Here is a 24,549-nt window from a genome sequence, read left to right on the forward strand (position 1 = left end):
CGCCGACTCAAAAAGGCGCGGGACGCCTTACCGGCGAAAAATCCCGGCAGAAACGGCGTGTTTCCGATCGACGACGATTTCCGCGGTTCGATGGGTCTGGATGGTGGTGTGCGCAGTCAAATGCGAACCGGTCTCCACAACCAAACGGGAATTAACAGGGCAAATTCGCAAATTCACGCATCTTTTTCGGATTCGCCGTCGCGGAACGGCCTATTTACGGGGTCTTGTTGAACAAATTCCCGGCGAAATACGAACGGGAATTGCCGCTTCGCCCACGGGTATCGGGCACAGGGGACGGGATTTGCATTTAGGGTGCGAGCGCCTCTTACAAAGCTTGCACGGCTTCTAGTGAGATAGTTTCAGGCCGGCTGATTGGGAGCGCAATCCGCCTGTTTCTTGAGCAGAGGTGAGGCTCCAAGTCACATTGCCCTCACAATGCGCAAGCTGCGCCTGATGGGAGTTGACCCGATGGGAAGCTCCGACTTATAGCGAGCCGCCTCTCACTGCCAACCGACCTAGTCGACTGGCCGCTCTGCGCGGTGGAATTCCGCGCCCGAGTTGCCTGTGAGGAGCTCAGAAAAGGAGCATCTGCAATGAACGCGTTTATCTAAACGCGCTTCGTCGTGCTTTTTTTCTCGGGCTGCGGGAAAAATTCACTCCGAAGCGCAAAGCATCGGAGGTGGAAAGTGCGCTCGAAATCTGACTGTCGTTCGAATGCCGACTATGAGGTCGGCTATGGCAAACCTCCGAAAGCGACACGCTTTGGAGTTCGCCCACAGCCCGGCCGCTCCGGCCGCCAATCTTCCAGGAAAGAGCCTGATATTGCTGCGCTGCTAGCTGGCTCCGTGAGGGTTGCGCGCAATGGGCGGGCAGTCAAAATGCACTCCTACGAGGCCATGTTGCTCGCCATGGCGAAGCCGGCCCTGTCGGGAAAAATTCGCTCGCTGCGACAGATCTTCAAAGAGTTCAAAATCGCAGGCCTGTTGGAAGCGCCACATTGGCCGCAATCGAGCGGCGTCCTCGTAGCGCCAAAGGGAGTGCCGATGCAATTGGCAGTGCGGCTTATTCAGTTGGTCGGGGTACCCCCGTGGGAAGCCGACGTGTTCGATGCCTTCAAAGCCGAATATGAGGCGGACTGCGCGCATATCCAGAAATTGTTGAAAGAGGCAAAGGAGAAGTACCATGGCATCGAGACCTGACGGGGTTTCCGCCGAAGGCCGGGTCCGTCCGCCTGAAGAATACCGGATAGCTAAGGGTAAGTCGGGCAACTACAAAGGTCGACCGCAGGGATCGGTCAGCCTGAAGGCCCTCGCCCGCGGAGTTGCTGGTACCAAACACAGCGCCGTCATCGATGGCGAACCTCAGCGGCGCACCTTGCTCGAGCTCCTCGTTCTCAAAACGCGTTCCATGGCGTTCGGAGGCAACGCGGGCGCTGCGGCAGTCATGCGCGATTTGTTGAATGTTATGGCTGAACCAGAGCCTGAAGGGGGCGGGTTCTTACTCGCGCCGGCGGAGCTGATGCCAGACGAATGGATAGCGGAAGCGGAGGCTCGCAACGCTACTGCTGCTGAGCCGGGCACGGAGGTTAATGTTGAGACAGAAGAATTCCTCAAGGCTGTGCGGGGCGAACCGTCCCCCCTAGGTGAGGCGCTGCTCTCTTTTCACAAAAAGTATGGTCCCCTTGGTCTACGGTAGAATTTGATGTGTCCAACAAATCACACCTGCATTTATCCGTTGAGCCCTGCTGCTTATGTCGCGCTGTAGCGCGTTCGTGTTGTTGACCTGGAATGCTTGGGTTGGTAGTTCATTATGGCCTGAGACGAGTGACGGCGCTGCGGCATGGGTCGCATCAACCCCTCGTTGCGAGCGGATAGCCGGCATGGGCCGGAGCCGTTCTTAAGGTACCTCGACGCTGCATGGGCAGATTGCGTGGTTTCGGATTAAACCGGAGCTGCGCATTTTTTTTGCGAGCTCCTAACCCATGGAGCTTCCTATGAATTCCCTTTCGATCGAATATCAGGCTGTGAGCGCACTGAAACGGCGTGCCTCCAACCCCCGCACCCACTCGAAAAAACAGATTGGCCAGATCGCCAATGCAATTCGTCGGTTCGGCTTTACCAATCCTGTCCTCATAGACGATGGCAACGGCATCGTGGCCGGTCACGGCCGGGTTGAGGCTGCAAAAATAATCGGGCTCGCTGAAGTGCCGACCGTTCGCCTTTCGGATCTGAGTGAGGCGGAGATTCGCGCCTATGTGATCGCCGACAATAAGCTCGCGGAAAACGCCGGCTGGGATCGCAAGTTGCTAGGGCTTGAACTGCAGTACCTGACGGAGCTTGAAATTGATTTCGATGTCACGCTTACCGGCTTTGACCTGCCCGACATCGATGTGCTGATAGGCGACGTGCCCGCAGCAAACGATAACGATCCGGCCGATGAAATCGTCGAGCCTGCTCCCGGCCCTGCCGTTAGCCGTCTCGGCGATATCTGGCGCATTGGTACGCATCGCCTGATTTGCGCCGACTCAACCAAGGCTGAATCCTATCAGGCCCTGCTCGGCCCTGAGCGCGCTCAAATGGTTTTCAGCGACCCGCCGTATAACGTGCCTATCTCGGGCCACGTTGGCGGCTTAGGAGCGATTCAGCATCGCGAGTTTGCGATGGCCTCCGGCGAGATGTCGGAAACCGAATTTACGGGCTTCCTCGGTTCGGTTTTTCGGCATCTAGCAGCCTACTCGGCCGACGGCTCCATCCATTTTCAATGCATGGACTGGCGGCACCTGGGGGAAATACTGGCAGCCGGCGACGCCGCCTATACGGAGCTCAAAAACGTTTGCGTGTGGGCCAAAAATAACGGCGGAATGGGCTCGCTCTATAGCTCGCAGCACGAATTCGTGTTTGTTTTCAAGTCAGGCACCGCTCCGCACGTAAATAATGTCGAGCTGGGCAAGCATGGGCGCTATCGCACCAACGTCTGGAACTACGCTGGCGTTAACAGCTTTGGCGGGGATCGTTCCGATTTGAATCTCCATCCTACGGTTAAGCCCGTCGAGATGGTCGCCGATGCGATTCGGGATTGCTCAAACCGCAAGGGCATCGTGCTTGATGCCTTTACCGGCTCGGGCACTACCTTGATCGCTGCGGAAAAGACCGGCCGGCGGGGCTACGGCATCGAGATCGATCCGCAGTACTGCGATGTAACCATACGCCGCCTCCGTGCCGTATGCGGCTTGCAGGCCGTCCTGGGGACTACTGGAGAGACCTTTGAGGAAATTGCATCCGGGCGCAGCCGCGAGGTGGCGTAAGTTCCGAATCCTCTCCTGGGAGGCGGATCTATAAAGCTCCGGTCCGGCGAACTGCCGGGCCGGAGTCACCTGCGTAGGCCGCGTGATCGACTAGCCAGTCCATCAGTCCGACCTCCGCCGCGGCGCTCGCGACCCGCTCCGCGGACCAGAGATGTATCCTGGCGTCTGCGGGTGCTGAAAGCGGCTTGGCGGCACTGTGGTAGACGAAAAAGAAGCGGTCGCAGCTTCCATGCCGCTGGAAGCGGTCAAGGTACTGGTCAAGCTCTGGTTGGGTCGAACGAGACTTGACTTGAACCCATGCGGTCTCGCCGGTGACCGGCTGCTTGAGGATAAGGTCAACATCGGCCTGTTCCCTGCCCAGCGCGCTGATCCGCTGCCATCCGCCGCGCATAAAGATCAGGTCGACGAGCGTCTCAAAATCCCTCCAGTCGAGCTGACGTATCATCTTGACTGCCAGTTGTGTCGTTTCGGTTTGCAAGGCGTTTGCGGCTGCCCGAAACGGATCGATTTGATCGCATATCTTGCGAAGCAAGTAATCGGCCTGCTTGATCGCACAAATGGTCATCTTGTAGTTGGCGGTGCTGATCAGGGCTGAACTCAGGCTGCGCACCGTGAAGGGAACGCCGTTCAAGCTGGTCTTGCACCACCCTTTGCGGGTCCGCCGGAAACGCGTCGGCGCTTCGGGATCGGCTTCATCGTTCTCAATGACCGGCCCGTCAGCAAACGTCCACCAAACGTGCCCGTCTGCTATCGTGACCCAAAGCGTATCGTCAGGCAGGCTGTAAAAATCCTTCAACTCGCGCAAACCCTGGCTCGCCCCTCCGTTCGTTCGCCCCATGCCAACGAGCTGGCCGCGGACCTCCTCCCAATTGCCTTTCGTGCAATACCGGTGATCAACCGCGCGATAGCCGAACGGAAGGATTCCTTGGCTCAGTGCTCGACTTACCCACTTTCCTTTTTCACCAAGCTTGATGTATCTGACCGCGCCGACTTCCAAAATTGCACGATCCCGCTCCCTGATTTGCTCGAGCTGGTCGACCTGCGAGCGTCCCAAGCCAGGCCCGGCCGGCTCGTGGCTGGCACCGCTGCTAAGCGGGCGGAACGGCTTATCCATCACCAATTTAGCCTCCAAAGGGACGCTTGCCGCAATGTGCTTCCCGCGGCCGTGAAGTCCACTGATTTGGCTGAGAATGAAGCAAGAGAGTTAAAATACATCCCATTTTGGGATAATCCGATGATCGGATCATTTTCCCGCGCCCATGGCTCCTCGCGCGCGAAAACTCGACAAATCGGTCCATTCAGAAGGCCAGAGTGCCTTCTGCCGACTCATGATCAAGGCGCGCAAGGGCGCACGTCTAACTCAGCACGACCTGGCGATGAGACTTCATAAACCGCAGTCTTTCGTTGCCAAATATGAGGGCGGCGAACGCCGCATTGACATCGTGGAGTTTTTGACCATCTGCCAAGCTGTCGGGACAGACCCGGTGAGAATTCTAAAAACCCTGAGAGATGCAGTCAAACCGCCGTAGGCGCTTCAAGGCCCGGCTACCTCCGTGCCGGTGGCATCTCCGAACTTTCGTCGAGGCCGCGAAGACCTCGTGTCAGTGCGGTCGAGCGTCTTTAATCGCCCAAGCGGCCGCGCCATGCGCGGTCTTTAGCAGCGCGTAGGGTTTGAACCGCGAGGTATCGGCGGCTCGCCTCGGGGCCTTGCTGCTGGGCCCCGGGGCGCTCACAACTTAAAGAACGTGGACGGAATCCAATTCGACTGCAACGCAAATTGCACTACCGTAGCCAGGGAATTGGGAACCACAGCGAGACTTTCCGGGGAGCAAGCCCATGGGAGCCGTGAGCGAGTCGGCGGAATTGTTCAGGCATGTGAATGCCGACAAATCTCGATTGTATCGCTGCATCCTGGACGTCTTCGCGGCAGCGAAACGTCAATACCGTCTGCAATTGAGACCCGACGAAGTGCTGGCTGAGGCAAATTGGTCGGGCGAACCGCCGCGGATTGAGGATGTCAACGCCGCGCTGACTCAGCTTGCCGCATGGGGCAACCTTGAATCGCATCCCGACACGGCCCGGGTTTCCAGTCTCAGCGACTTCTACCGTGCGCGTTTCCTGTACCGTCTGTCGCAGGGCGGCGAAGCCGTTGAAGCGGCGCTGACGCTCTTCCTGCAGACGCTGCAACGGCGCGCAGAACTGCAAACAGTGGCGCTGGAAGACATCGCCAGCCGGCTGCAGGCGCTTCTGGCACTGGCCCGCGAGGCCGAAGCCGACGTTGCGAAAGTTCACGAAACGCTGAGGGATTTGGTGCGCGTTTTCGAAGGGTTGGCAGAAAATGCGCAGGCATTCATGGCCGGCGTCGCGCGCAGCATCGAGTTGCAGCAGGCCGAAGCCATTACGGTGGCGAACTACAAGCGCCGCTTGATCGACTATCTGGAGCGGTTCATGGGCGATCTCGTGCGCTCCTCTGATACCATCGCAAGACATATTCTTGCCTTGGAGCCGAGCATCGATGCGTTGCTGAAGCAGGTGGCCGCCCGCGATGCACGCGACGCCGCGCCCGGCGATGCGGAGGAACGCGCCGACGCTCAGACCCTTCACTTCAATGCATGGCGCGAACGCTGGAAAGGCCTTCGGGGATGGTTCTTCCGCACCGGCCACGAACCCTCGCAGGCCGAGCTGTTGCGAGCGAGGGCACGGTCGGCGATCCCGCAGTTGCTGGGCGCGATCGCCGCGCTCAACGAGCGGCGCAGCGGACGCAGCGACCGTTCCGCGGACTTCCGGATGCTCGCCGGCTGGTTCGCCGGCTGCAGCAGCGATGGCGAGGCGCACAGATTGGCGCGCGCGGCTTTCGCGCTCAACCCGGCACGCCATTTTTCGCTGAATCTGGATGCCGCGACGGACCTACCAGCCTCCACCCGCTGGGCCGACGCGCCGCCTCTCACGATACACCCCCGGCTGCGCGAATACGGCGAGGCCGCGCCGCGCGGACCACTGCCCCGCGTACGTGACCGTGCGGAAGCCCGCGCGCGCCTGGCCAATGAACTCGCTCAGGAATCGCTGCAGGTCGAGGCGGCGCGTGCGCGCCTCGCCACCGGTCAGCCTACACGCCTTTCGGACCTCGGCGAACTCGACAGCGACGCTTTCGGTCTGTTCCTCGGACTTCTCGGTGAAGTGCTCGCTGAGCAAGCCGGTCCGGATACCCTCGCAGAACGGCAGACCGGCGACGGATTGTTGCAGATTACCCTCGTTCCGCTCGCCGTCGGCAGCCGCGCCGTGATCAACACGCCCCAAGGCGTATTCTCGGGGCGCGACCACTTGATCACCATTACACCGACGCAAGGCAGCCCGTAATGACCATCGCCGGTATAGACAGCCGCAACATCGGCCAGCAACAGCGGCAATTTCAGAAGGAGGAGTTGCGTAGCGCCGTGCGCGCGCTGCTGATGACGCCGCTGATGAGTCCGGATCACGACGACTTCCCCGCGGTCCGCCGCCAAGCCGACGCGTTGCGCGACTTTTTCGGGCGTGAAACCGGCTGGACGCTCCAGATCGAACACGAGGGCGCGCGACTCTATAAGCTGCCGGCGGATCTCGCCAACACCACCCGCGGCCTGCCCTTCTACGATCGCCGCCGGTATGTGCTGCTCTGTCTGGCCTGCGCGGTGCTCGAGCGCGCCGACCCGCAGATCACGTTGCGGCTGCTGGGTGAGCGGCTGCTGCAGTTCGCCGCCGAACCGACGCTCGCGGCTTCCGGCTTCAGCTTCACGCTCGGCTCGCCGCACGAGCGGCGTGAATTGGTGGCGGTGTGCCGCACCCTGCTCGAGTTGGGCGTAGTGCAGAGGGTCGCGGGCGACGAAGACGCATTCGTGCATTCCGGCGGCGAGCAGGCGGACGCGCTGTACGACGTGCAGCGCCGCGTGCTCGCAGGCATGCTGGCCGCAGTGCGCGGGCCGTCGACCTTCCGCTCGGAAGACGCGCCGTTGACGCTCGAACAGCGGTTGCATGCCCTCGTCGACGAGCATGTAGCCGACAGCGATGAGGGTCGGCGAACCGTTCTGCGCCGCCAAATGGCGCGACGACTGCTTGACGATCCGGTCGTCTATATCGACACATTGGACGCGGATTCCCGAGCCTATTTCGTCAATCAACGCGGCGCCATGGCGGTCCGCCTGTGCGACGCGACCGGATTGATCGCGGAGCAACGCGCCGAGGGTCTGGCGTTGGTGGACGAGGCCGGCTCACTGACGGATGTGGCGATGCCCGCCGAGGGCACCGACGCCCATGCCACTCTTCTGGTGGCCGAGTTCCTGGCTTCGGTCTACAGGGAGCGCCCCGTCGGCGCACCCGGGCTGCAGGTCGGGTTGATACGGGAGCAAGACGTCGTAGACCACTTGCGCGAGAGCAAGCACCGTTATGGCAAATACTGGCGCAAATCGGCGCGAGAGCCTGGCGCCGAGCGCGAGCTTGCGGAGATCGCGATCGGGCGACTGGAAAAGCTGCAACTGATCGTGCGTGAAGCCGACGCGCTCCATCCGCGCCCCGCAATCGCCCGGTTCGCGCTTGGCGATGCGGAAGTCCGCGAGTTTCGTGAGCGTGACGAGCCGAGGGCCGTTGCCGGTACCTTGTACGGTCCGCCATGAACGACCGCCCGGCATTGTTCACCGCGCTCTCGGAGAAACCAGCATTGCCGGTCCCGACGCGCCAACGCTGGCAGCCGCTGCGCCTTGGACTGGTTGAGCTGTTCCGCTACGACAGCGAGGAATTCTGGTTCCGTGACGGCCACCTACTGCTGCGCGGCAACAATGGCACCGGAAAGTCTAAGGTGCTGTCATTGACGCTGCCCTTCCTGTTCGACGCACAGCTCAAATCGTCGCGCATCGAACCCGACGGCGACATCGGCAAGAGGATGTCCTGGAATCTGCTGATGAACGACTACGATCGGCGGATCGGTTATGCCTGGATTGAATTCGGCCGCCTCGCCGAGGATGGCACGCCGCATTACCTCACGCTCGGCGCCGGCCTTGCCGCAGTCGCTGCGCGTCCCCAGGTCGACAGCTGGTTCTTCGTGGTGGAGGATTCCGAAGGCGGCCAGCGCATCAATCAGGGTCTCTGGCTGATGAGCGAGCAGCGGGTTGTGTTGACCCGGGAACGCCTGCGCGATGCGCTCCAGGGCCGCGGCCAGGTGTTCGACACCGCCGTCAGCTATCGGCGCGCTGTCGACGAGCGGTTGTTCCACCTCGGCACGAGAAGATATGACGCCCTGATGGATACGTTGATCCAGTTGCGCCAGCCGCAATTGTCGAAAAAGCCCGATGAAACGGCTCTCTCGAACGCACTCACTGAGGCGTTGCCGCCGCTTGCGTCCGAGCTGCTCGGCGACGTCGCCCAAGCTCTCGGACAGTTGGAGGAGGATCGTCGTCAACTCGAAGACTATCAGTCGCTGGAAAGAGCGGTGGTTCGCTTCGAACAGCGATACCGGATCTACGCCGGCACCCAAAGCCGACGGCAGGCGCGCGCCTTACGTCAGGCCCAGACTGAGTTCGACAACGCCAGTCGGGCGCGTGCCGACGCGCAGACAAAGCTCGAGGCAGCCGAGGCCAAGGAAAAATCAGCCCGGTCCGATCATGACAACGCGGAAATCGCACTCAAGCGCGAGCAGGCCCGGCTTGATGTGTTGCGGGAACACCCGACAATGCAGGACGCCAACCGTCTCGAATCGGCGGAGCGCGAAGCCCAGGCACGACAAAGTGCGTTGCAAGCCGCATCGGCTGCGGTCGATGAGGCGAAACAGCGATTGACGCGCAGCACCGAGGAGACCGCGCAAGCCGACCAGCGCATGATGCAGGCCGAACGTCGGCTGGCGAAGCAGCGTCAGGACAGCGCGGCGCACGCCGAAGCCGCCGGTATCGCCAGCCTGCACGGCGGCAGCCCGCTTGCGACACTCGATGCCGCCAATCTGACCGCATTGTCGCCACAGACTTTCGAAAACGCGTGCGCCGAGCTTCGCGGCGTGAGCGTCGAGCGGCGCGAACAGATCGCGTTATTGCGGCGGCGTCATGCCGAGGTGACTGCAGCGGAACTCCTGCATGCGCAATGCCAGAAAACGCGTGACGAAAGGCAGAGCACGCTCGAGGACGCGGCGGATCGACGCGAGAAAGCCGATGATGCGGTCGAGCGCGAAGCCCGCGACCTCATACAGGCCTGGGATCGCCATTTCGCCAATCTGAAGCAATTGCATGTCAGCCCCGATGAAGGAAGGGCGGCGCTCGAGGCCCTCACTGACTGGGTCGGCGGCCTGGGTGGCGAAAACCCGGCGCTGCAATGTCTGAATACGGCCCAGCAAAGCGCCAGCGTACGTCTGGCGCAGCGGCGCGTCGTACTCGACGGCCAGCGCCTGACGCTGGAGACGGAGCGCGATGCGCTTGAACAAGAGCGCGACCGCCTCGAAGCGGGGATGGATGCAGCACCGCCCCACCCGTATACGCGCGCCGCCGATGCCAGAAGCGCGCGCGAGGGGGCGCCGTTCTGGCAACTGGTGGATTTTCGTGGCGGACTGACGGCCGTGCAGCGCGCAGGCCTCGAGGCCGCCCTAGAGGCATCCGGCCTGCTCGATGCTTGGATTTCGCCGGACGGCCGTCTGGAAGCAGCGAACGGAATGGAACTGCTGCATGACGTCCGGATGGTGCAGCGCCGACCGCACGTGCAATCGCTTATCGGTTGGCTGCAGGCTGACGGTGCCGCCGACGGCGCGGTACCCTCCGCGTTTGTTGAGCGCCTTCTGTCGGGCATCGCGTGCACCGACCACGATCCCGCGGATTGCGAAGCTTGGGTCGCCCCCGACGGTCGATTCCGGCTCGCCGCGCTCGCCGGCGCATGGACCAAACCGGCGGCGGTCTACATTGGCCATGCGGCCCGCGCAGCAGCGCGGGTGCAGCGATTGGCCGACATCGCTGGGCGCCTCAGAGAAATCGTGGACGAACTCACCGCCGTCCGAGGACAGGTCGCGCAACTCGTTCGAGATCAGGATCAGGCTGCCGACGAGTGGCGCCTCGCCCCCGCCGAGGCGCCGTTGCGAAATGCTCACCTCGCGGCGGTAGCCAGCGCGCGCGAGGTTCAGATCGCCCGTCAGCAATTGACCGAGGCAGACAGTCAATACCAGACTGCCGAGCAGGCCCTCCAGACGGTGCGGCAACTACTCGCCGCCGATGCCACCGATCTGCGTCTGCCCGCATCATTGATCGAGCTGCCGGCCGTCGAGACGGCGCTGAACCGCTATCACGATGCCCAATCCAGCCTCGCGCAGGTCGCTCACGAGGTGCGTCTTGCACTGCCCGAGATGCGGCGGCAGCGCAGCCGTGAGAACGAAACCCGGGACGATCTGAACAAACGGCACGATCAATTCCGCGTCGCCCAGATCGAATCAGAAGAAGCCGTCGTTCGGCTCGGCGTGCTGCGCGCGTCGGTCGGCGCCAAGGTCGAAGAGCTGCAACGGCAGTTAGCCGAGGTGCGCGCGACCGTGGAGGTCCACGACACGGCGTTGAACACCGCTCGGGACGTCCTGCGCAAATCCGGCGAGGCGCGCGCGATCGCGGGTGAAAAGTCGACGACTGCGAACGCAGCCTTCCGAGAACGCAGCGACGCGCGCGCCGAGGCAATCTCGAAGTTTCAGCACTTTGCGTCCACCGGACTGCTGGCGGCTGCGCTGCCAAGAGCCGACCTGCCCGACATGGACAGTCCGTGGACAATCGATCCCGCGCTCACCGTGGCTAGGCGCGCCGAACAGGCGTTGTCCGAACTTAAGGATGACGATCAGGCGTGGACACGCCTGCAGCGGCAGATCGGCGACGACCTGACGGATCTGCAGCGCGCCCTTAGTTCGCTCGGTCACCAATCGCATGCTGAACAGAGCGACTGGGGACTCATCGTGCGCATCGTGTATCAGAACCGGCCCGAACCGCCGGATCGCCTCGCCGCACGCCTGGCCGAGGAGATCTCCCAGCGCAGCGAGCTATTGACGGCGAAAGAGCGCGCCGTGCTCGAGAACCATCTCCAAGCGGAAATCGCTTCCGAGATTCAGCGCCTTCTGCAATCGGCCGAAGCGCAGCGCGAAGCGATCAACGAGGAACTCCGCCAACGCCCGACTTCCACCGGAGTACGCTACCGCCTGTTGTGGCCCCCGCTGACTGAAGAGGAAGGTGCTCCGGTCGGTCTCGACGCCGCACGCAAGCGCCTGCTGAACACGAGCGCGGACCTCTGGTCGGCCGAAGACCGGAGGGTGGTCGGCGACATGTTGCAGCAGCGTATCGCTGCCGAACGCGAGCGGGCCGATGCAGGCGCTGGAAAAGATGCGGGGGGCTTGATCGACCAGCTGGCCCGTGCGCTGGACTATCGCCGCTGGCACCGCTTTCGTGTCGAGCGCTGGCAGGACGGGCAATGGCGCAAGCTCTCCGGTCCAGCCTCGAGCGGAGAACGAGCGCTCGGCCTCACCGTGCCGTTGTTTGCTGCGGTCTCCAGTTTCTACAGTCAGGGGAGTTACGCGCTGGCGCCGCGCCTGATGCTGTTAGATGAGGCGTTCGCCGGCATCGACGATACCGCACGGGCCCATTGCATGGGGCTGATCCGCGAGTTCGACCTCGACTTCGTCATCACCAGCGAGCGCGAATGGGGCTGCTACGCCGCACTGCCCGGGGTCGCCATCTGCCATCTGCAGCGGCGCGAAGGCATCGACGCGGTGTTCGTCTCGCGCTGGAACTGGGACGGCCGTGCCAAGACCCGAGAAAACGACCCGGACCGCAGGTTCGCTCCGACATGAGTCCCACCCTCGATCCACGTCTGCAGCGCCTTCTCGGAGGCGAGCGCAACGCCTTGCTGCGCAAGCGCTTGCGCCGGCGCTTCGAACGGACGCCGCCCGGCGCTGCGGTTGAGGGCTTCCGCATCGACAAGCTAACAACCGAGGAACATTCCGTGCTGGCTTCCCTGCTCGGTCGTCCGGTTCGCAACGCACAGTCCTTGCAGGTTGACGTTAGGATTCTCGATGCCGCATTCCAGAACGCGGGCATTGCCACGTCGCTGCGTGATGCACTCGAACAGCTTGATGGGCCGATTACGAATCTCGCAGCGGCGCGGCTCGCGTTGCAAGCGCTGTGGTCGGAGGTTCTAAAGACTTGCATCCACCCAGAATTGATCGGATTGCTGCAAGCTCCAGCCGGCATCGGTTTGCTCAAACGCGTTGCAAGGCAGAGCCCGCCGGTGGCGCGCGATCTTTGTCAACGCGTCGAGGCGGTATTGCAGCGCCTCCCCGCGAGCGGCATCACGCGTTCGCAGTTGGCCGCCGAGGTATTGGGCGATGCCCACTCGCTCGACAGCGGCAAGCCGACTGCAACCGTGGTGTTGGCAGTTTTGCGCCGAGTGACCGCTAGGGCTCGCGACAACGAAGTCGCGGAGTTCGAGTCTGGTGAAGACAGCGAGTTCGGAGCAAGTAACGCCGCGGCGGCGGAAGAACGCGACCGGGATATCTGGGCAAAAGCAGGCGTACTCGTCAACGAATTGGCGCGCCCAGTGCTTTTCCTCAACGTACCGATGCGCGATTCGGGAAACCACGGCCTTTTGCCGGGAGAACCGGTTTATGCGTCGCTGCGGTCGCTGTTGCGCTCGCCACCATCGTGGGATGTGGCGGGCCGAAAAGTGTTCGTATGCGAAAATCCCAACTTGGTCGCGATCGCCGCGGATCATTTGGGCTCCTCCTGCGCGCCGCTCGTCTGCACCGATGGCATGCCGGCTGCTGCGCAGCGGTGTCTGCTATCGCAACTGGTGAAGGCGCGCGCCCGGCTCTGCTACCACGGCGATTTCGATTGGGCGGGTGTGCAGATTGGCAATCACGTCATTCGCGAGTACGGCGCGCAGGCCTGGCGGTTTGGCGCGGGCGACTACGAGGCCGCCGTTGGAAGGGCGTCAGGTCATGGACAGACACTTGCCGGAAAAGCCGTCAGGGCGCTCTGGGACGATGAACTCGCGCTGAGCATGACGAAACATCGTCTTTCTATTGCTGAGGAGGCGGTAGCCGCTTCATTGTTGCAGGATCTATGTGCCGGATAATCAGGCGCCCCTCCTGCTAAAGGGCCTCGAGGCAGATGTGTCGGTTGATTCTCAATCCCGAGCTCATGGACGCCGCGCATCTCTATGTCGCCATGACGCGTGGGGCGCGGCGACTCGTCGTTTTCTCGGATAGAGGGAACGGCGCCTTTTCGCCCCGCTTGCCATGACAAGGCATGATGGTCATGGCAACAGTTCCCAGATTGCCAACCTTCGCATGAGGCTCTCGCAGATCACGCAACATCTAAAAAGGCGGCGGGCTGAAATACGCCAGTGCCGCCTGACAACCTTTGTCCGCCAATAGCGGGGCCTGGACGGATTCGCCCGAAACCTGGCAAAGCCAACGTGGTCAAATCTAGACCCTGCTGACGGCGGTCCGCTCTCTTTACGCGCACCATTTCCCGGAACGCGCGAGCTAGAATCTTGCCGCTTTCAATACAGATTTTTTGCATAAGCAAGGAATCAGTATAGATGCCAAGGGGATGGCTCGAAACCTCGATTCGCCGCGACACGATGCGCTTCGCCTATTCCTGGTTGAGAAGCGCAAGAAGGCTGGTCTGCGCCAGGTTGATCTCGCGAAGCTTCTCAAACGCCGCCAGGACTACGTCAGCTACGTCGAAACCGGGCATAAGCTGGTTGAGGTCGTCGAACTGATGGAATGGGCGGAAGCGATCGGTTTCGATCCCCGCGATGCCATCAAGGCCATTTCCAAAGCGCGGAAATAATCTCCCCCGAGCGGTTTTTACGTACGCAAACAGGCTGTGTAGCCAATGACGGGTGGCTCGAGCCTCTCAATCCCACCTCCGCAATCGGCTGTCCCAGTTGCTGTTTCAATAGCTCAAAACGCCAGCGCGCCGGACCCGGCGCAGCTCTGGAATGCGGGCAGGAACACCTCCCAGATCGGTCTAAACCAGTCGAAGTGGCCGAAGTCGTGGAATAGTTTGTCGAATTCGGCTCTCACGAGGCCACAAAGCCCTTGTCAAAATACGGAAATAATCCGTATACCTATCCCTAGTTGCGCGGCGCGTAGTTCACTCCGGCCGCCACAACCTGCGGAGTTGATCATGGCGGCGAAAACCCCAAATCCGATCGATGTTCACGTCGGCGGCCGCGTCAGGATGCGGCGGATCGAGGTCAACATGTCGCAGCAGATCCTTGGCGGCCATATCGGACTGACCTTCCAGCAGATTCAAAAATACGAGAAGGGCACGAACCGCATCGGCGCGAGCCGATTGCAGCAGATCGGCAGAGTCCTTGAGGTGCCGGCTTCGTACTTTTTCGAAGGCGCGCCTGGCGGATGGGAAGCCGGCGAGGACAGAGGGGCGGCGAACACGTTTCTCGAACTGCTCGGAACAAGGGACGGACAGCTGCTTGTCCTGTCATTTTCCAAAATTGTGGACGCTGGGCTCCGACGAAGCATCGTTGACCTGGTCGAGCGGCTCGGGACGATCGGGGGAGGCCGTTCACCCAAGCCGAGGCGGGCAAAGCCGAAACGGAAATGAATGCCTGTGAAGCCGCCAGCCTTTCAGACAAGCCGCTCGATCACAAGATGCTCGGCTTGCGGCTGACAAAGCCATAAGATTGCTCAGGATTTGCTCGACTTCGGGGCAGCACAGAGCATGTGTGGTGGCCACCTTGCTACCCGGAGGAAGCTGCCATGGACAGGGCTGCAATCGAGCCAGCGATCAAGCTGTTGCTGAGTGAGATTCATACCAAGCTGACCGAAGCCACGCGAATCGCCAAGGCCGCAGAAGCCTGCGCGCTAGCCGGTAGCATCGCCGAGGGGGTCTCTGTTTCCATGGACATCGAGCAGTTGATCTATGACGCGGATCGCCTTCAGGCCGCCGCCTCGCTGCTGAACCGGTTGTCCGGCGAATAATCGCCGATTCCCTCCCCTCCCCGTAGCCCCTGCCAAATCGAGGGCGGGAATGTCAGTGGCAGCACATGATGCTCACGGCGCATCCGGCCGCGACTTCTCACCTGCTACCGCTTCGCCTTTCTTGGCGCCGGAGGCGGATTGTTAATCGCGCTAGCTCTCTCCTACTTCTGGTGGCGTACCTGGTTCGGCCGTTGCCCAAGCCGGTAGCAGGCCATCTGGCTGGCGCCAGATGCGGTTCGACGCCCCACTCGGCAAACTACTGGCGGCAGCAGCCACGGTATCGGGGCCCGACGTAATACGCGTATCCCGGATAATAGGCTGGCTGATAGCTGAATCCGGTGCCGTAGTACGTCGCGCGGTAGCCGTATCCGAAGATCGCGGGGGCAGTGCCCCAGTACAGTGCGCCGCCACATTCCGGACTGCATCCCTGAGCGCTTGCTATCAGGCCGGCGGTAACGGAACTGACAACCATGCCTGCACTAACGCGGTCCCGGGCTTCTAGCGAATGCGATGTCAGCAACGTGGTTGCGATCGCTAATGCTACAGCTGCATTTTTCATGGCTTCGTCCTTTCACTCAAACAAACAAGAGGGGGAACGAATGGTTGCCGTAAGCCCTGCGGTCCAGAGCTTGATGTGATTTCTATATTGCTGAAATGTATCTGCCCACCGTTCGACTTTTAAGCAATGTGCTCACGGCATTGTCGCGTTGGGTCACGGGGCGCAAAGTAGGGTGTAATTTCTTTATCAGTTCGCGAACTGCCTCCCCGATCAAGCAAATGCTTATCGGTGAGATCGCTAAGAGCGTTGTCTCACCGAACAGCTTGCGTCGAACCATGTCGGTGGAGACGCGCGACTGGCACGACCTGCGGGCCGCGATGAAGCTGCTCGACAAGGACATGCTGCTCGACACTGTAGTCGGGAAAGGACGGAAGAACGCGGCGAGCGCCGCGGGCGAACCCTTGATTTGCTGGGGACCGTACGGATGACGTTGACTACCCGCTTTTTGCGACCGCCAACCCATGCGCGAGCGAACACTCGCTTGCTTTCCACGAGAGTCAGCCGTGTGAATGCGGACCGAGTGCGTTACCTTTGGTCCGATAGCGCTTAACCTTGGCTCGATTGCCGCATCGGTTGGATGAACACCATCGTCGATTGGCCGGCTTGGTCCGATCGAAGAAGATCCATTGGCAATCGTCTGAGGCACAGATTTTGAGTCGATCCAGGTCACCTAGCTCAAACAGCCGAAATAGCTGGGCAACGACTTTCGCAACACCAACACCTTGGAGCGGTCGAAGCTCGAGCATCGGGGGCGAAGCGCGAATTCCCAAGGTCAACGGGAAAGGCGCTGCTGCAGCCTCTAGCCGACGCAGCGCGCCAATGTCTTCGTTGCGCATGGCGGGATCTATCGCGACGACGTCTCGCAACGCGGCGCGTAGCGCGAGCGCGTGGTGATAGTCCTGCTCGTTGAGCGTTTGATTCGACGACCACAGGCCATGAGCTCTCAACCAGTCGGTTGCCTGCGACGGCGTTCCCAAGGCGTCGAAGGGGGAGTGTTGCCCATCCCGATCGCGATAGCGGCGCAGGTCCAACGAGTTCGCAAAGTCGTAGAGCGTCGCTAGCTCATCGGGAATCGAGAATGTTTCTGACGGTCTCATATGACACGAGCATACGCGCTTTGCTGGTTGACTCCAACGACACTAGCAAATACGATTAGATGGTGTCAACGAACAGGAGACCCATCATGGCCCAACTTCAAACGATGCTGCATCCGCCGATCTCCACCGAGGAAGCCTGCTATCGCAAGCGCGTGCGCGTGCTCGGAACGGATATGGCCTATGTGGATGTCGGGGACGGCGACCCAATCGTCTTCCTGCACGGCAACCCGACGCCGTCCTATCTTTGGCGAAACATCATCCCCCACCTGTTGCCCTTTGGGCGGTGTCTGGCGCCGGACTTCGTCGGCATGGGGAATTCGGGGCCAGCTCCCGACGGAGGCTATCGTTTCGTCGATCATCGCCGGTACCTCGATGCATGGTTCGACGCGCTTGATATCAGCCGCAACGTCATACTCGTCGTCCATGACTGGGGCTCAGTGCTCGGATTTGACTGGGCCTTCCGGAACCAAGACAAGGTAAAGGCGATCGCCTACATGGAAGGAATTGTGCGTCCATTCCCGTCTTGGAACGACTGGCCAGCGCTTACACGCCCGTTCTTCCAGGCTCAACGGTCGACACGGGGAGAAGAAATCATTCTGGAAAAAAATCTATTCATCGAATACATGCTGCCCCTCCGAAACATCGCCCCCGACGCCGTGGAGGTGTATCGCCGTTACGTGCGCAATCCCGGTCCCAGCCGCCTGCCGCTGCTGGCCTGGACACGAGACCTGCCGATTGAAGGCGAGCCGGAGGACGTGGTGGCGATCGTCGAAAACTACGCCCAATGGCTATCGGTCAGCACCCTTCCCAAGCTCTTCATCGATGCAGAACCCGGCGGCTTTCTGATCGGCGCTCAACGGGAGTTCTGCCGCAAGTGGCCCAATCAGGACATCGTCACGATCCCTGGATACCATTTCCTGCAGGAGGAAGCGCCTGAAGCGATGGCGCAAGCCATCGCCCGGTTTGTCGCCAAGGTCCTTGCCAGTGCGAGTGAGCCCCACTCGGGACCTGTCGCCCATGTCAGTCATGGAGGACGGTAACCCCGACGTCAGCATGGTCGACATCAAGCACAGATTCGTAACCGTCAATGGCGTCCGTCATCACGTCGCCGAGGCAGGCTCGGGCCCGCCGCTGGTGCTGCTACATGGCTGGCCCGAGTTCTGGGCAACGTGGGAGCCGATCTTTGCGCGCCTCGCCAGCCGTTATCGGCTGATAGCTCCCGACTTTCGAGGATTCGGAGAGAGCGAGAACTCCCATCCCGGTCCGACTGACGCTGTCAACGCCGTCACACTCGCCGACGATATTGTCGCGCTGCTGGATGCCATGGACATTGGTCGCTGCGGCTTCGTTGGTCACGACGTCGGCTCCAACGTAATGCAGGTTCTTGGGGTGAGCTTCCCAGCACGGGCTACGGGCCTGTTCTTCTTCAATTGCGCGACGCACGGCGTGGGCAGTCGCTGGAGCGAGCCCGGTCACATCAATCAGATCTGGTATCAAAGCTTCCATCAGATGCATTACGCTGCGGTGTTGGTGGCCTCCTCACGCGAGAGCTGTCGGGCGTACATCGGCCATTTCCTGCGCCACTGGTCGTACCGGAAAGATGCTTTTGACGCCGTTCTCGATCGATGGGTCGACAACTTCATGCGGCCCGGCAATATGCAAGGCGGCTTCAACTGGTACATCGGTCAGAATGCCGGCCGCCTGGCCGTCATGGCCGGCACCGCGCAGAGGCCTCCGAAGATAACTGTGCCAACGCGCGTTCTTTGGGGGCGCCACGATCCGATCCTGAAGGCCGATTGGGCCGATGTCCTGGACCAGTACTTCGCCGAAGTCGAGGTTTCCTTCGCTGACGATGCAGGCCACTTCGTGCACTATGAGTGCCCGGACTTGGCCGCGCGGGAAATCGACAGATTCTTCTCTAGACTAGCGCGGAGGAAACGTGAGCGATAAGCCATATTCCCCCAAACCATTCAGCATCGCGGTACCGGATGCGACGCTCGTGGATTTGAAGAAACGGCTGCAGCAAGTACGCTGGCCCGATGAGGTTGCGCCGGGATGGGACTACGGGGTCGACCTGCAGTATCTTAGGTCGTTCGTCGATTTTTGGCGCGACGAGTACGACTGGCGTATGCACGAAGCGGCGCTGAACGAACTTCCTCAATACACGGTGGAGATCGACTCGATCGACCTTCACTATATTCACGTCGCGGGAAAGGGTCCCGACCCGATGCCGTTGCTGCTCACGCACGGTTGGCCGAGTTCGTTCGCAGATTTTCGCAGAATTATTCCCATGCTGACCGATCCAGCAAGCTTTGGTGGCGATCCGGGTGACGCCTTTACGGTCGTCGCTCCGTCGATACCAGGGCATGGTTTCTCATTCAGACCAAACCAGCGTCGGTTCAGCATTCCTGAGATCAGCGATACATTCTCGAAGTTGATGATCGATGTGCTGGGCTACAAGACCTTCGGCTCTCAGGGCGGAGATTGGGGAGCGTTCGTGAGTTCGCGGCTTGCTTATGCGTATCCGCAGAACGTACGCGGTATCCAGATATCGCTCCTGACGATCCCGCGCGAGCGCCCGGCGGTCGATACTCCTACGCATGAGGAGAACGAGTACTTCGAGAAACTTGCAGACTGGCTGAAGGAAGAAACCGGTTACATCCAGATCATGAGTACTAAACCGCAAACGCTTGCGTACGCGCTGTCCGATTCACCGGTGGGACTTGCTGCATGGATTTTGGAAAAATTTCGCTCCTGGACCGATTGCGACGGCAACGCCGACGCTTGGCTTGGCCGGGATGTGCTCGCAACCAACATCATGTTGTACTGGGCGACGGGCGCGATCGGATCGAGCTTCTGGCCGTACTATGCTCGGCTCCATAGTCCATGGATTGTGCCACCGGGCGAGCGCATCCAGGTGCCTTGCGGTTACGCGGAGTTTCCGAAGGAATTCTTGCGTCCTCCACGTTCGCTCGCAGAGCGCATGTATGGAAATATCACCCGCTGGACCAAGATGGAGCGAGGTGGACATTTCCCAGCCTTGGAGCAGCCTGAGCAACTGGCGAAGGAAATCCGCGAATTTTTTAGAACCGTCCGCTGACTAGCGCATCGATCGGATCTCCTACGGCGCATCCCTCCTGTTTGACCGAAATTTGGATCCCGGTCACCATCTCTACGATCCACACGGGTAGGCCCGTATCGGACGTTTTGGAACGTTGACGGTCCGCCTTGCGCCAAAAGGGTGCCTTCTCACCCCGTCTAAGAACGTATCGGACACAGTTCAGCGTGCGGAAATGCCAGCCTGACGTTCAAGGGCCTCGCGTGAATTGCAGTGCTCTAGTCGGCTACCAAGACAGGCGGGAAGCTTTGCGCTATTTTTGACTCCCGCTGGGTCCTAGCGACCCAGACGATGGACAATAATATCAACGGGCAGGAAAATGAAAAAGCTGACACGCCGAACGTTCGTGACTGGGTCGGCGGCGGTTTTGTGCGCCTCTCCCAGGAAGACGGAGGCGCAATCCTCATGGCCGACACGCCCGATTCGTATTGTCGTGCCGTACCCCGCAGGCGGCCAGACAGACGGGATCGCGCGCGCGTTCGGTGACTACTTAGCGCGAGAGGTGGGTAAGCCGGTTATCGTGGAAAACAAGGCCGGCGCAGGTGGCGTCATCGGGGTGACCGAAGCGAAGCGCGCAGAACCGGACGGCACCACCATCTTATGCACGATTTCTTCGTCACTCATCCAAAACCGGATTACGGTGAAAGACCTTCCATACGACCCTGAAAAGGACTTCATTTATCTAACGATGGTCAGTGGGGCCGGCGGTCCGGTGGTAGCGGCGAAGAAGACAGGAGCAGCGAATCTCCGAGAGTTTGTCGAATATGGAAAGAAGGTCGGCAGCCTGAACTGGGGATCGTACGGCGTGGGTTCGACGCCGCACGTCCTCATAGAGACGATCGCGAAACAGTACGGCATCAAATTTCAAGTCATCCAGTACCGCGGCGAGGCGCCGATGTGGAATGACATCGCGGGGCAGACGCTGGACGGCGCCTCGGGAAGCTATGCCGCAGCAGCACCCGTCATCCAGGCGGGAACTGGGACCCTCATCGGGGTGGTCGGCAGCCGCCTGCCACCGTATCCGGACACACCTACAATGACCGAGCAGGGCGCTGTCGGCGATTTCTACGATTTGCGCGCATTTACCACCTTCGCCGTACCTGCCGGCACGCCACAGGAGATCGTTCAACGGCTCTCGAGGATATTGATTCAGGCGGGATCCGACCCCAGGGTCCAGCAGATGTTGAACAACTTTCTACTGTCTTCCCCCACCGATTTTGAAACCACGGCTCGTATTTTCAAGCGCGACAGTGACGTGATGCTCTGGATCCTGCGCGATCTTGGCGTCAAGCCACCGGAGTAATTACCGAGCGGTCGACCAAGGGCGTACTTCGCCAATCCACTGTTGCTTTGGGCCCAAAGCAGACCTCTCCTGAAATCAGTTTCTACCCAACGACATTCGGCCCCTTGGACCTGAGCAAAAAGTTGCGTACGCTCGCTTGGCAGTATCGGGAGCGGGATTAGAAATGCGACGTAGAGACTTCATCACGCTTACAGGGGGGGCGGCTGCGGCTTGGCCGCTTGGGGTGCGCGCCCAACCGGCCAAGTCTCCGGTCGTTGGTTTCTTGGTGCCGGGTAGCGAGGCGTCGCATGGTGCTTGGGTCGCAGCCTTTACCAAACGGCTCGCCGAACTGGGTTGGACTGATAGCCGCAACGTCAAGATCGAGTACCGGTGGGCTGCCGGAGACAACCAGCGCATGACGGAATTTGCGGCAGAATTCGTCCAGCGCAAGGTCGATGTCATCGTCAGTTCGGCGAATGGTGTGAATATCGCGAGCGAGGCGACATCGAGCATCCCAATTGTGTTCGCCGCGTACAACGATCCAATTGTCTCAGGCCTAGTCAAGAGCCTGTCGCGGCCCGGCGGCAATGTCACGGGCCTGACGGTGCAGCCGAGCGATCTTGCGAGCAAGCGTGTCGAGCTATTGCGCGAGGTCGTCCCAAACATGCGCCGGCTTGCTGCGCTTGCCAATGTTGCAGGCAGCGGTTTTGCGGTTGAAACGGCAGGTGTCCGGGCGGCAGCAGCCGCGCTGAATGTCGAAGCCGAAATCCTCGAGCTGCGCTTCGCCGATGACATTGCGCCAGCCCTGGCGCGCATCAAGGAGCGGCGTCCAGATGGACTTTACGTTTTGAGCGAACCGCTCGTGAACGCAAACAAGGATCAGGTATTGCGGGTAGTCACTGAAGAGCGAATTCCGACGATCTTCGGCTTCAGGGAGTTCGTCGATGCCGGCGGGCTGATGTCCTACGGGGCAAATTTCCCCGATCTGTTTGCTCGCGCTGCTGAATTCACCGACAAGATATTGCGCGGCGAAAAGCCGGCCGGCATGCCGGTACAGCAACCGGTGAAGTTCGATCTCATCATCAATTTGAAGGCGGCCAAGGCGCTCGAATTGAAGGTACCCGTGTCCTTCTTGCTCCGCGCCGATGAAGTGATCGAGTAAAAGGCGGCCACTTCCGGAATCGGCACAAACGAACATGCCGATGTATTCGCCGTATGTCCGCTGTTGACGGGTGAACGGACCTAGCTCCGCTGCAGGCGGAGGGCCGATTTTGACCCGAAGCTGACATTGCGCGTTCGCTAACGCTTCGGCGGCAAGTCGCTTCGCTTGCGACGACCAAACGGGCGCAACACTCGCGATATCATTCTTGAATCGCTTTCCACGACTACGGCGTCTATGTAATGCGCGCCGCTTGGGAGCGGATGGGAGTGAGGCCGGCACATGCACGACGAGACGTCACCGCGCTACGCCGGCTGGAGGGTCGTGCTTGCCTGCTTCCTGCTGGCGCTGTCGATCTTCGGCTTTGCTCTGTATGGGCAGGGTGTCTACCTGGTAGAGCTGCAGCGGCTGAACGGCTGGCCGGCCTCGCTGATCTCGGGTGCCAGTACGCTGTCGCTCTTGATCGGCAATGTCGTCGTCATCTTCACCAACGAGATCGTGCGGCGGCTCGGCCTGAAGCGACTGGCGCTGGCAGGCATTGCGTGCCTCGCCACCTCGATGGTGCTGCTCGCCTTCGCTGCCGCGCCGTGGACCCTCTATGCGGCATTCGCGTTGATGTCGCTCGGCTGGGTGGGCATGGGCACCGTAATCATTTCGGCGGTGGTCGGTGCCTGGTTCGTTCGGCGCCGTGGCCTTGCAATTAGCTTGGCCTTCCTCGGCGCCAGCTCGGGCGGTGTCATCGTGACGCCATTACTAGTGGTTCTGGTGAGCCACCTCGGCTTCCAGACCGCGATGCTGGCCGCGAGCGCAGTCCTGCTGATCTTTTTGGTCCCGGCCACGCTCGCCTGGATCGGCCCGCCGCCGAATGAGGGCGCGACGGCTGCGCCCCCCAATCAATCCGCGCTGGCGCCCGCCAGCAGCATCTCCCGCGGCGAGGTGGTGCGCCAGCCGGCGTTCTGGACCATCGCGATTCCCTTTGCGCTCGGGATCGTGGCGCAGGTCGGCTTCATCGTGCACCAGATCGCGATACTTGAGCCGAAGATCGGAGCTGTCAGAGCAGGGCTCGCCGTCAGCGTGATGACTTTGATGGCGCTCGTCGGACGGCTCTCGCTTAGCGTGGTCGCCGACCGTCTCGATCCGCGCCTTGCTGCCGCTGTCTCGCTGGCGAGCCAGGCCGTGGCGGTGTCGACCATCAGCCTGACGGACGACGTCCAGCTCGTGCTGCTAGCCTCTGCCGTGTTCGGTTTCTCGGTCGGAAACCTCATCACGCTACCGCCGCTGATCATCCACCGGGAGTTCGAGGTGCAAAACTTCACGGTGGTAATGGGGCTGTTCACCTCGATCAGCGGCACGGTCGGCGCCTTGGGTCCCGGATTGATCGGTCTCATCCGCGACTGGAGAGGCGATTACGGCGCTGCGCTGCTGTTAGCGATTACGCTGGAAGCGATCGCCGCGGCGATCGTACTTGCGCGGGCCGGAAATCCTAGCGTTCGCGAGGCGTAGCGTGCCCACCGCTGCACGCAGCGCGTTTCCTGCTTCGTGGTTCGAACTTAGTCGGCAACTTCTTGTGAGTCTCCGGCGATGACAGCGAGAGTGCGGCAACCTCCTGCTGACGTCACAGGGCAGACGTAGGCTGGGCGGCAGTGTCGGCGAACGGACCGGGAAATCGCGTCATTGCGCACCTGCACGGGGCAGCGTCCGCTGTTGGCACTTAGCGGACATCGTTGTTTCGACGAACGTCCGCCTTGCACCAACAGCGGAAATTCGTTGATCCGGTGTTATGGAATTATCCATGCTGGGGGCAAACTAGAAGGCCTACGGTTCTTTGAAGATCGAGATCTGAATCGGAGCGGACATCCGACATGAGTCAATGGTCGTACACCCGAAAGCGAGATCCACGTGGAATGCAGCGCCCATGCCCATGCCTCAAACGCGCGGGTTCCAAGGAGCGTTGTTTGAACGTGTCCGCAAACGCTTCGATCTATCCGGCGACCTCGAGCGTGCTGTTGCGGCCTTCGAGGAGCAACTCAGCGCCGCTACCATCTCGCGCATC

20 protein-coding genes are annotated in these 24,549 nt (G+C 61.0%); 18 read left to right on the forward strand and 2 right to left on the reverse strand.

All coding sequences use genetic code 11. The features are described 5' to 3' along the window. Window positions 1-878 precede the first annotated feature (878 nt). The 3 genes from VGP39_RS01955 to VGP39_RS01965 all read left to right on the forward strand — a co-directional run bounded on the left by VGP39_RS01955 (window position 879) and on the right by VGP39_RS01965 (window position 3,304). Window positions 879-1,199, forward strand: coding sequence for a hypothetical protein (locus VGP39_RS01955; RefSeq protein WP_327566422.1), 321 nt, complete (start codon window positions 879-881; stop codon window positions 1,197-1,199). Continuing rightward, window positions 1,183-1,695: a DUF5681 domain-containing protein gene (locus VGP39_RS01960; RefSeq protein ID WP_327566423.1), complete on the forward strand. Its 513-nt coding sequence runs from the start codon at window positions 1,183-1,185 to the stop codon at window positions 1,693-1,695. Before VGP39_RS01955 ends, VGP39_RS01960 begins: the two co-directional genes overlap by 17 nt. 298 nt (window positions 1,696-1,993) lie before the next feature. Next, entirely contained in the window at window positions 1,994-3,304 is a 1,311-nt protein-coding gene (locus VGP39_RS01965; RefSeq protein ID WP_327566424.1) for a DNA methyltransferase, read from the forward strand. Between the two features lie 28 nt (window positions 3,305-3,332). Here VGP39_RS01965 and VGP39_RS01970 read toward each other — a convergent pair whose 3' ends face one another. Next, window positions 3,333-4,418 (reverse strand): restriction endonuclease, encoded by a 1,086-nt coding sequence (locus tag VGP39_RS01970; RefSeq protein ID WP_327566443.1) that lies wholly within the window; start codon window positions 4,416-4,418, stop codon window positions 3,333-3,335. Window positions 4,419-4,632: 214 nt separating this feature from the next. On the opposite strand from VGP39_RS01970, the gene VGP39_RS01975 reads away from it, so the two are divergent. The 9 genes from VGP39_RS01975 (at window position 4,633) to VGP39_RS02015 (ending at window position 16,268) form a co-directional block, all read left to right on the forward strand. Continuing rightward, window positions 4,633-4,833 (forward strand): helix-turn-helix transcriptional regulator, encoded by a 201-nt coding sequence (locus tag VGP39_RS01975; RefSeq protein ID WP_327566425.1) that lies wholly within the window; start codon window positions 4,633-4,635, stop codon window positions 4,831-4,833. A gap of 307 nt (window positions 4,834-5,140) precedes the next feature. After that, window positions 5,141-6,661 carry a TIGR02677 family protein gene (locus VGP39_RS01980; RefSeq protein WP_327566426.1) on the forward strand — a complete coding sequence of 507 codons (1,521 nt, stop codon included), beginning with the start codon at window positions 5,141-5,143 and terminating at the stop codon, window positions 6,659-6,661. After that, the gene (locus VGP39_RS01985) at window positions 6,661-7,950 is read left to right on the forward strand and encodes a TIGR02678 family protein (RefSeq protein ID WP_327566427.1); all 1,290 of its coding nucleotides are present in this window, start codon (window positions 6,661-6,663) and stop codon (window positions 7,948-7,950) included. The genes VGP39_RS01980 and VGP39_RS01985 overlap by 1 nt, the downstream gene beginning before the upstream one ends. Further along, window positions 7,947-12,122, forward strand: a complete 4,176-nt coding sequence (locus VGP39_RS01990) for a TIGR02680 family protein (RefSeq protein WP_327566428.1) — start codon at window positions 7,947-7,949, stop codon at window positions 12,120-12,122. Before VGP39_RS01985 ends, VGP39_RS01990 begins: the two co-directional genes overlap by 4 nt. Continuing rightward, window positions 12,119-13,405, forward strand: coding sequence for a TIGR02679 family protein (locus VGP39_RS01995; protein WP_327566429.1), 1,287 nt, complete (start codon window positions 12,119-12,121; stop codon window positions 13,403-13,405). Before VGP39_RS01990 ends, VGP39_RS01995 begins: the two co-directional genes overlap by 4 nt. 443 nt (window positions 13,406-13,848) lie before the next feature. Beyond that, a complete protein-coding gene (locus VGP39_RS02000) occupies window positions 13,849-14,127 on the forward strand; it encodes a helix-turn-helix transcriptional regulator (RefSeq protein WP_327566430.1) in 279 nt (92 codons plus the stop codon). A 339-nt stretch (window positions 14,128-14,466) separates the two neighbouring features. Further along, the gene (locus tag VGP39_RS02005) at window positions 14,467-14,904 is read left to right on the forward strand and encodes a helix-turn-helix transcriptional regulator (protein WP_327566431.1); all 438 of its coding nucleotides are present in this window, start codon (window positions 14,467-14,469) and stop codon (window positions 14,902-14,904) included. A gap of 155 nt (window positions 14,905-15,059) precedes the next feature. Beyond that, window positions 15,060-15,281, forward strand: a complete 222-nt coding sequence (locus VGP39_RS02010; RefSeq protein ID WP_327566432.1) for a hypothetical protein — start codon at window positions 15,060-15,062, stop codon at window positions 15,279-15,281. Between the two features lie 834 nt (window positions 15,282-16,115). Then, complete coding sequence (locus VGP39_RS02015) at window positions 16,116-16,268, forward strand: hypothetical protein (protein ID WP_327566433.1); 153 nt, start codon at window positions 16,116-16,118, stop codon at window positions 16,266-16,268. Window positions 16,269-16,337: 69 nt separating this feature from the next. Here the strand turns inward: VGP39_RS02015 and VGP39_RS02020 are convergent, their stop codons facing one another. Then, complete coding sequence (locus VGP39_RS02020; RefSeq protein WP_327566434.1) at window positions 16,338-16,937, reverse strand: CGNR zinc finger domain-containing protein; 600 nt, start codon at window positions 16,935-16,937, stop codon at window positions 16,338-16,340. Between the two features lie 86 nt (window positions 16,938-17,023). Here VGP39_RS02020 and VGP39_RS02025 point away from each other — a divergent pair, with 86 nt between their 5' ends. The 6 genes from VGP39_RS02025 to VGP39_RS02050 all read left to right on the forward strand — a co-directional run bounded on the left by VGP39_RS02025 (window position 17,024) and on the right by VGP39_RS02050 (window position 23,999). After that, on the forward strand, window positions 17,024-17,977 hold the full coding sequence (locus tag VGP39_RS02025) for a haloalkane dehalogenase (protein ID WP_327566435.1): 954 nt from the start codon (window positions 17,024-17,026) through the stop codon (window positions 17,975-17,977). Beyond that, window positions 17,955-18,887 carry an alpha/beta hydrolase gene (locus VGP39_RS02030; protein WP_327566436.1) on the forward strand — a complete coding sequence of 311 codons (933 nt, stop codon included), beginning with the start codon at window positions 17,955-17,957 and terminating at the stop codon, window positions 18,885-18,887. The genes VGP39_RS02025 and VGP39_RS02030 overlap by 23 nt, the downstream gene beginning before the upstream one ends. Then, on the forward strand, window positions 18,877-20,037 hold the full coding sequence (locus tag VGP39_RS02035; protein ID WP_327566437.1) for an epoxide hydrolase family protein: 1,161 nt from the start codon (window positions 18,877-18,879) through the stop codon (window positions 20,035-20,037). Before VGP39_RS02030 ends, VGP39_RS02035 begins: the two co-directional genes overlap by 11 nt. 337 nt (window positions 20,038-20,374) lie before the next feature. Continuing rightward, window positions 20,375-21,358, forward strand: a complete 984-nt coding sequence (locus tag VGP39_RS02040) for a tripartite tricarboxylate transporter substrate binding protein (RefSeq protein WP_327566438.1) — start codon at window positions 20,375-20,377, stop codon at window positions 21,356-21,358. Window positions 21,359-21,521: 163 nt separating this feature from the next. Then, window positions 21,522-22,499 (forward strand): ABC transporter substrate-binding protein, encoded by a 978-nt coding sequence (locus VGP39_RS02045; RefSeq protein ID WP_327566439.1) that lies wholly within the window; start codon window positions 21,522-21,524, stop codon window positions 22,497-22,499. 279 nt (window positions 22,500-22,778) lie between these two features. Next, entirely contained in the window at window positions 22,779-23,999 is a 1,221-nt protein-coding gene (locus tag VGP39_RS02050; RefSeq protein ID WP_327566440.1) for an MFS transporter, read from the forward strand. Window positions 24,000-24,549: the final 550 nt, after the last annotated feature.

Source organism: Bradyrhizobium sp. (assembly GCF_036009065.1).
Classification (GTDB): domain Bacteria; phylum Pseudomonadota; class Alphaproteobacteria; order Rhizobiales; family Xanthobacteraceae; genus Bradyrhizobium.

Excerpts from the sequence above, each read along its gene's own strand:
- VGP39_RS01975 (WP_327566425.1), top strand. The coding sequence starts at position 4,633 with ATGATCAAGGCGCGCAAGGGCGCACGTCTAACTCAGCACGACCTGGCG.
- VGP39_RS01965 (WP_327566424.1), top strand. The coding sequence starts at position 1,994 with ATGAATTCCCTTTCGATCGAATATCAGGCTGTGAGCGCACTGAAACGG.
- VGP39_RS01990 (WP_327566428.1), top strand. The coding sequence starts at position 7,947 with ATGAACGACCGCCCGGCATTGTTCACCGCGCTCTCGGAGAAACCAGCA.
- VGP39_RS02020 (WP_327566434.1), bottom strand. The coding sequence starts at position 16,937 with ATGAGACCGTCAGAAACATTCTCGATTCCCGATGAGCTAGCGACGCTC.
- VGP39_RS02045 (WP_327566439.1), top strand. The coding sequence starts at position 21,522 with ATGCGACGTAGAGACTTCATCACGCTTACAGGGGGGGCGGCTGCGGCT.
- VGP39_RS02010 (WP_327566432.1), top strand. The coding sequence starts at position 15,060 with ATGGACAGGGCTGCAATCGAGCCAGCGATCAAGCTGTTGCTGAGTGAG.
- VGP39_RS02030 (WP_327566436.1), top strand. The coding sequence starts at position 17,955 with ATGTCAGTCATGGAGGACGGTAACCCCGACGTCAGCATGGTCGACATC.
- VGP39_RS01980 (WP_327566426.1), top strand. The coding sequence starts at position 5,141 with ATGGGAGCCGTGAGCGAGTCGGCGGAATTGTTCAGGCATGTGAATGCC.
- VGP39_RS02015 (WP_327566433.1), top strand. The coding sequence starts at position 16,116 with ATGTCGGTGGAGACGCGCGACTGGCACGACCTGCGGGCCGCGATGAAG.
- VGP39_RS01970 (WP_327566443.1), bottom strand. The coding sequence starts at position 4,418 with ATGGATAAGCCGTTCCGCCCGCTTAGCAGCGGTGCCAGCCACGAGCCG.
- VGP39_RS01955 (WP_327566422.1), top strand. The coding sequence starts at position 879 with ATGCACTCCTACGAGGCCATGTTGCTCGCCATGGCGAAGCCGGCCCTG.
- VGP39_RS02005 (WP_327566431.1), top strand. The coding sequence starts at position 14,467 with ATGGCGGCGAAAACCCCAAATCCGATCGATGTTCACGTCGGCGGCCGC.
- VGP39_RS02025 (WP_327566435.1), top strand. The coding sequence starts at position 17,024 with ATGGCCCAACTTCAAACGATGCTGCATCCGCCGATCTCCACCGAGGAA.
- VGP39_RS01985 (WP_327566427.1), top strand. The coding sequence starts at position 6,661 with ATGACCATCGCCGGTATAGACAGCCGCAACATCGGCCAGCAACAGCGG.
- VGP39_RS01960 (WP_327566423.1), top strand. The coding sequence starts at position 1,183 with ATGGCATCGAGACCTGACGGGGTTTCCGCCGAAGGCCGGGTCCGTCCG.
- VGP39_RS02040 (WP_327566438.1), top strand. The coding sequence starts at position 20,375 with ATGAAAAAGCTGACACGCCGAACGTTCGTGACTGGGTCGGCGGCGGTT.
- VGP39_RS01995 (WP_327566429.1), top strand. The coding sequence starts at position 12,119 with ATGAGTCCCACCCTCGATCCACGTCTGCAGCGCCTTCTCGGAGGCGAG.
- VGP39_RS02050 (WP_327566440.1), top strand. The coding sequence starts at position 22,779 with ATGCACGACGAGACGTCACCGCGCTACGCCGGCTGGAGGGTCGTGCTT.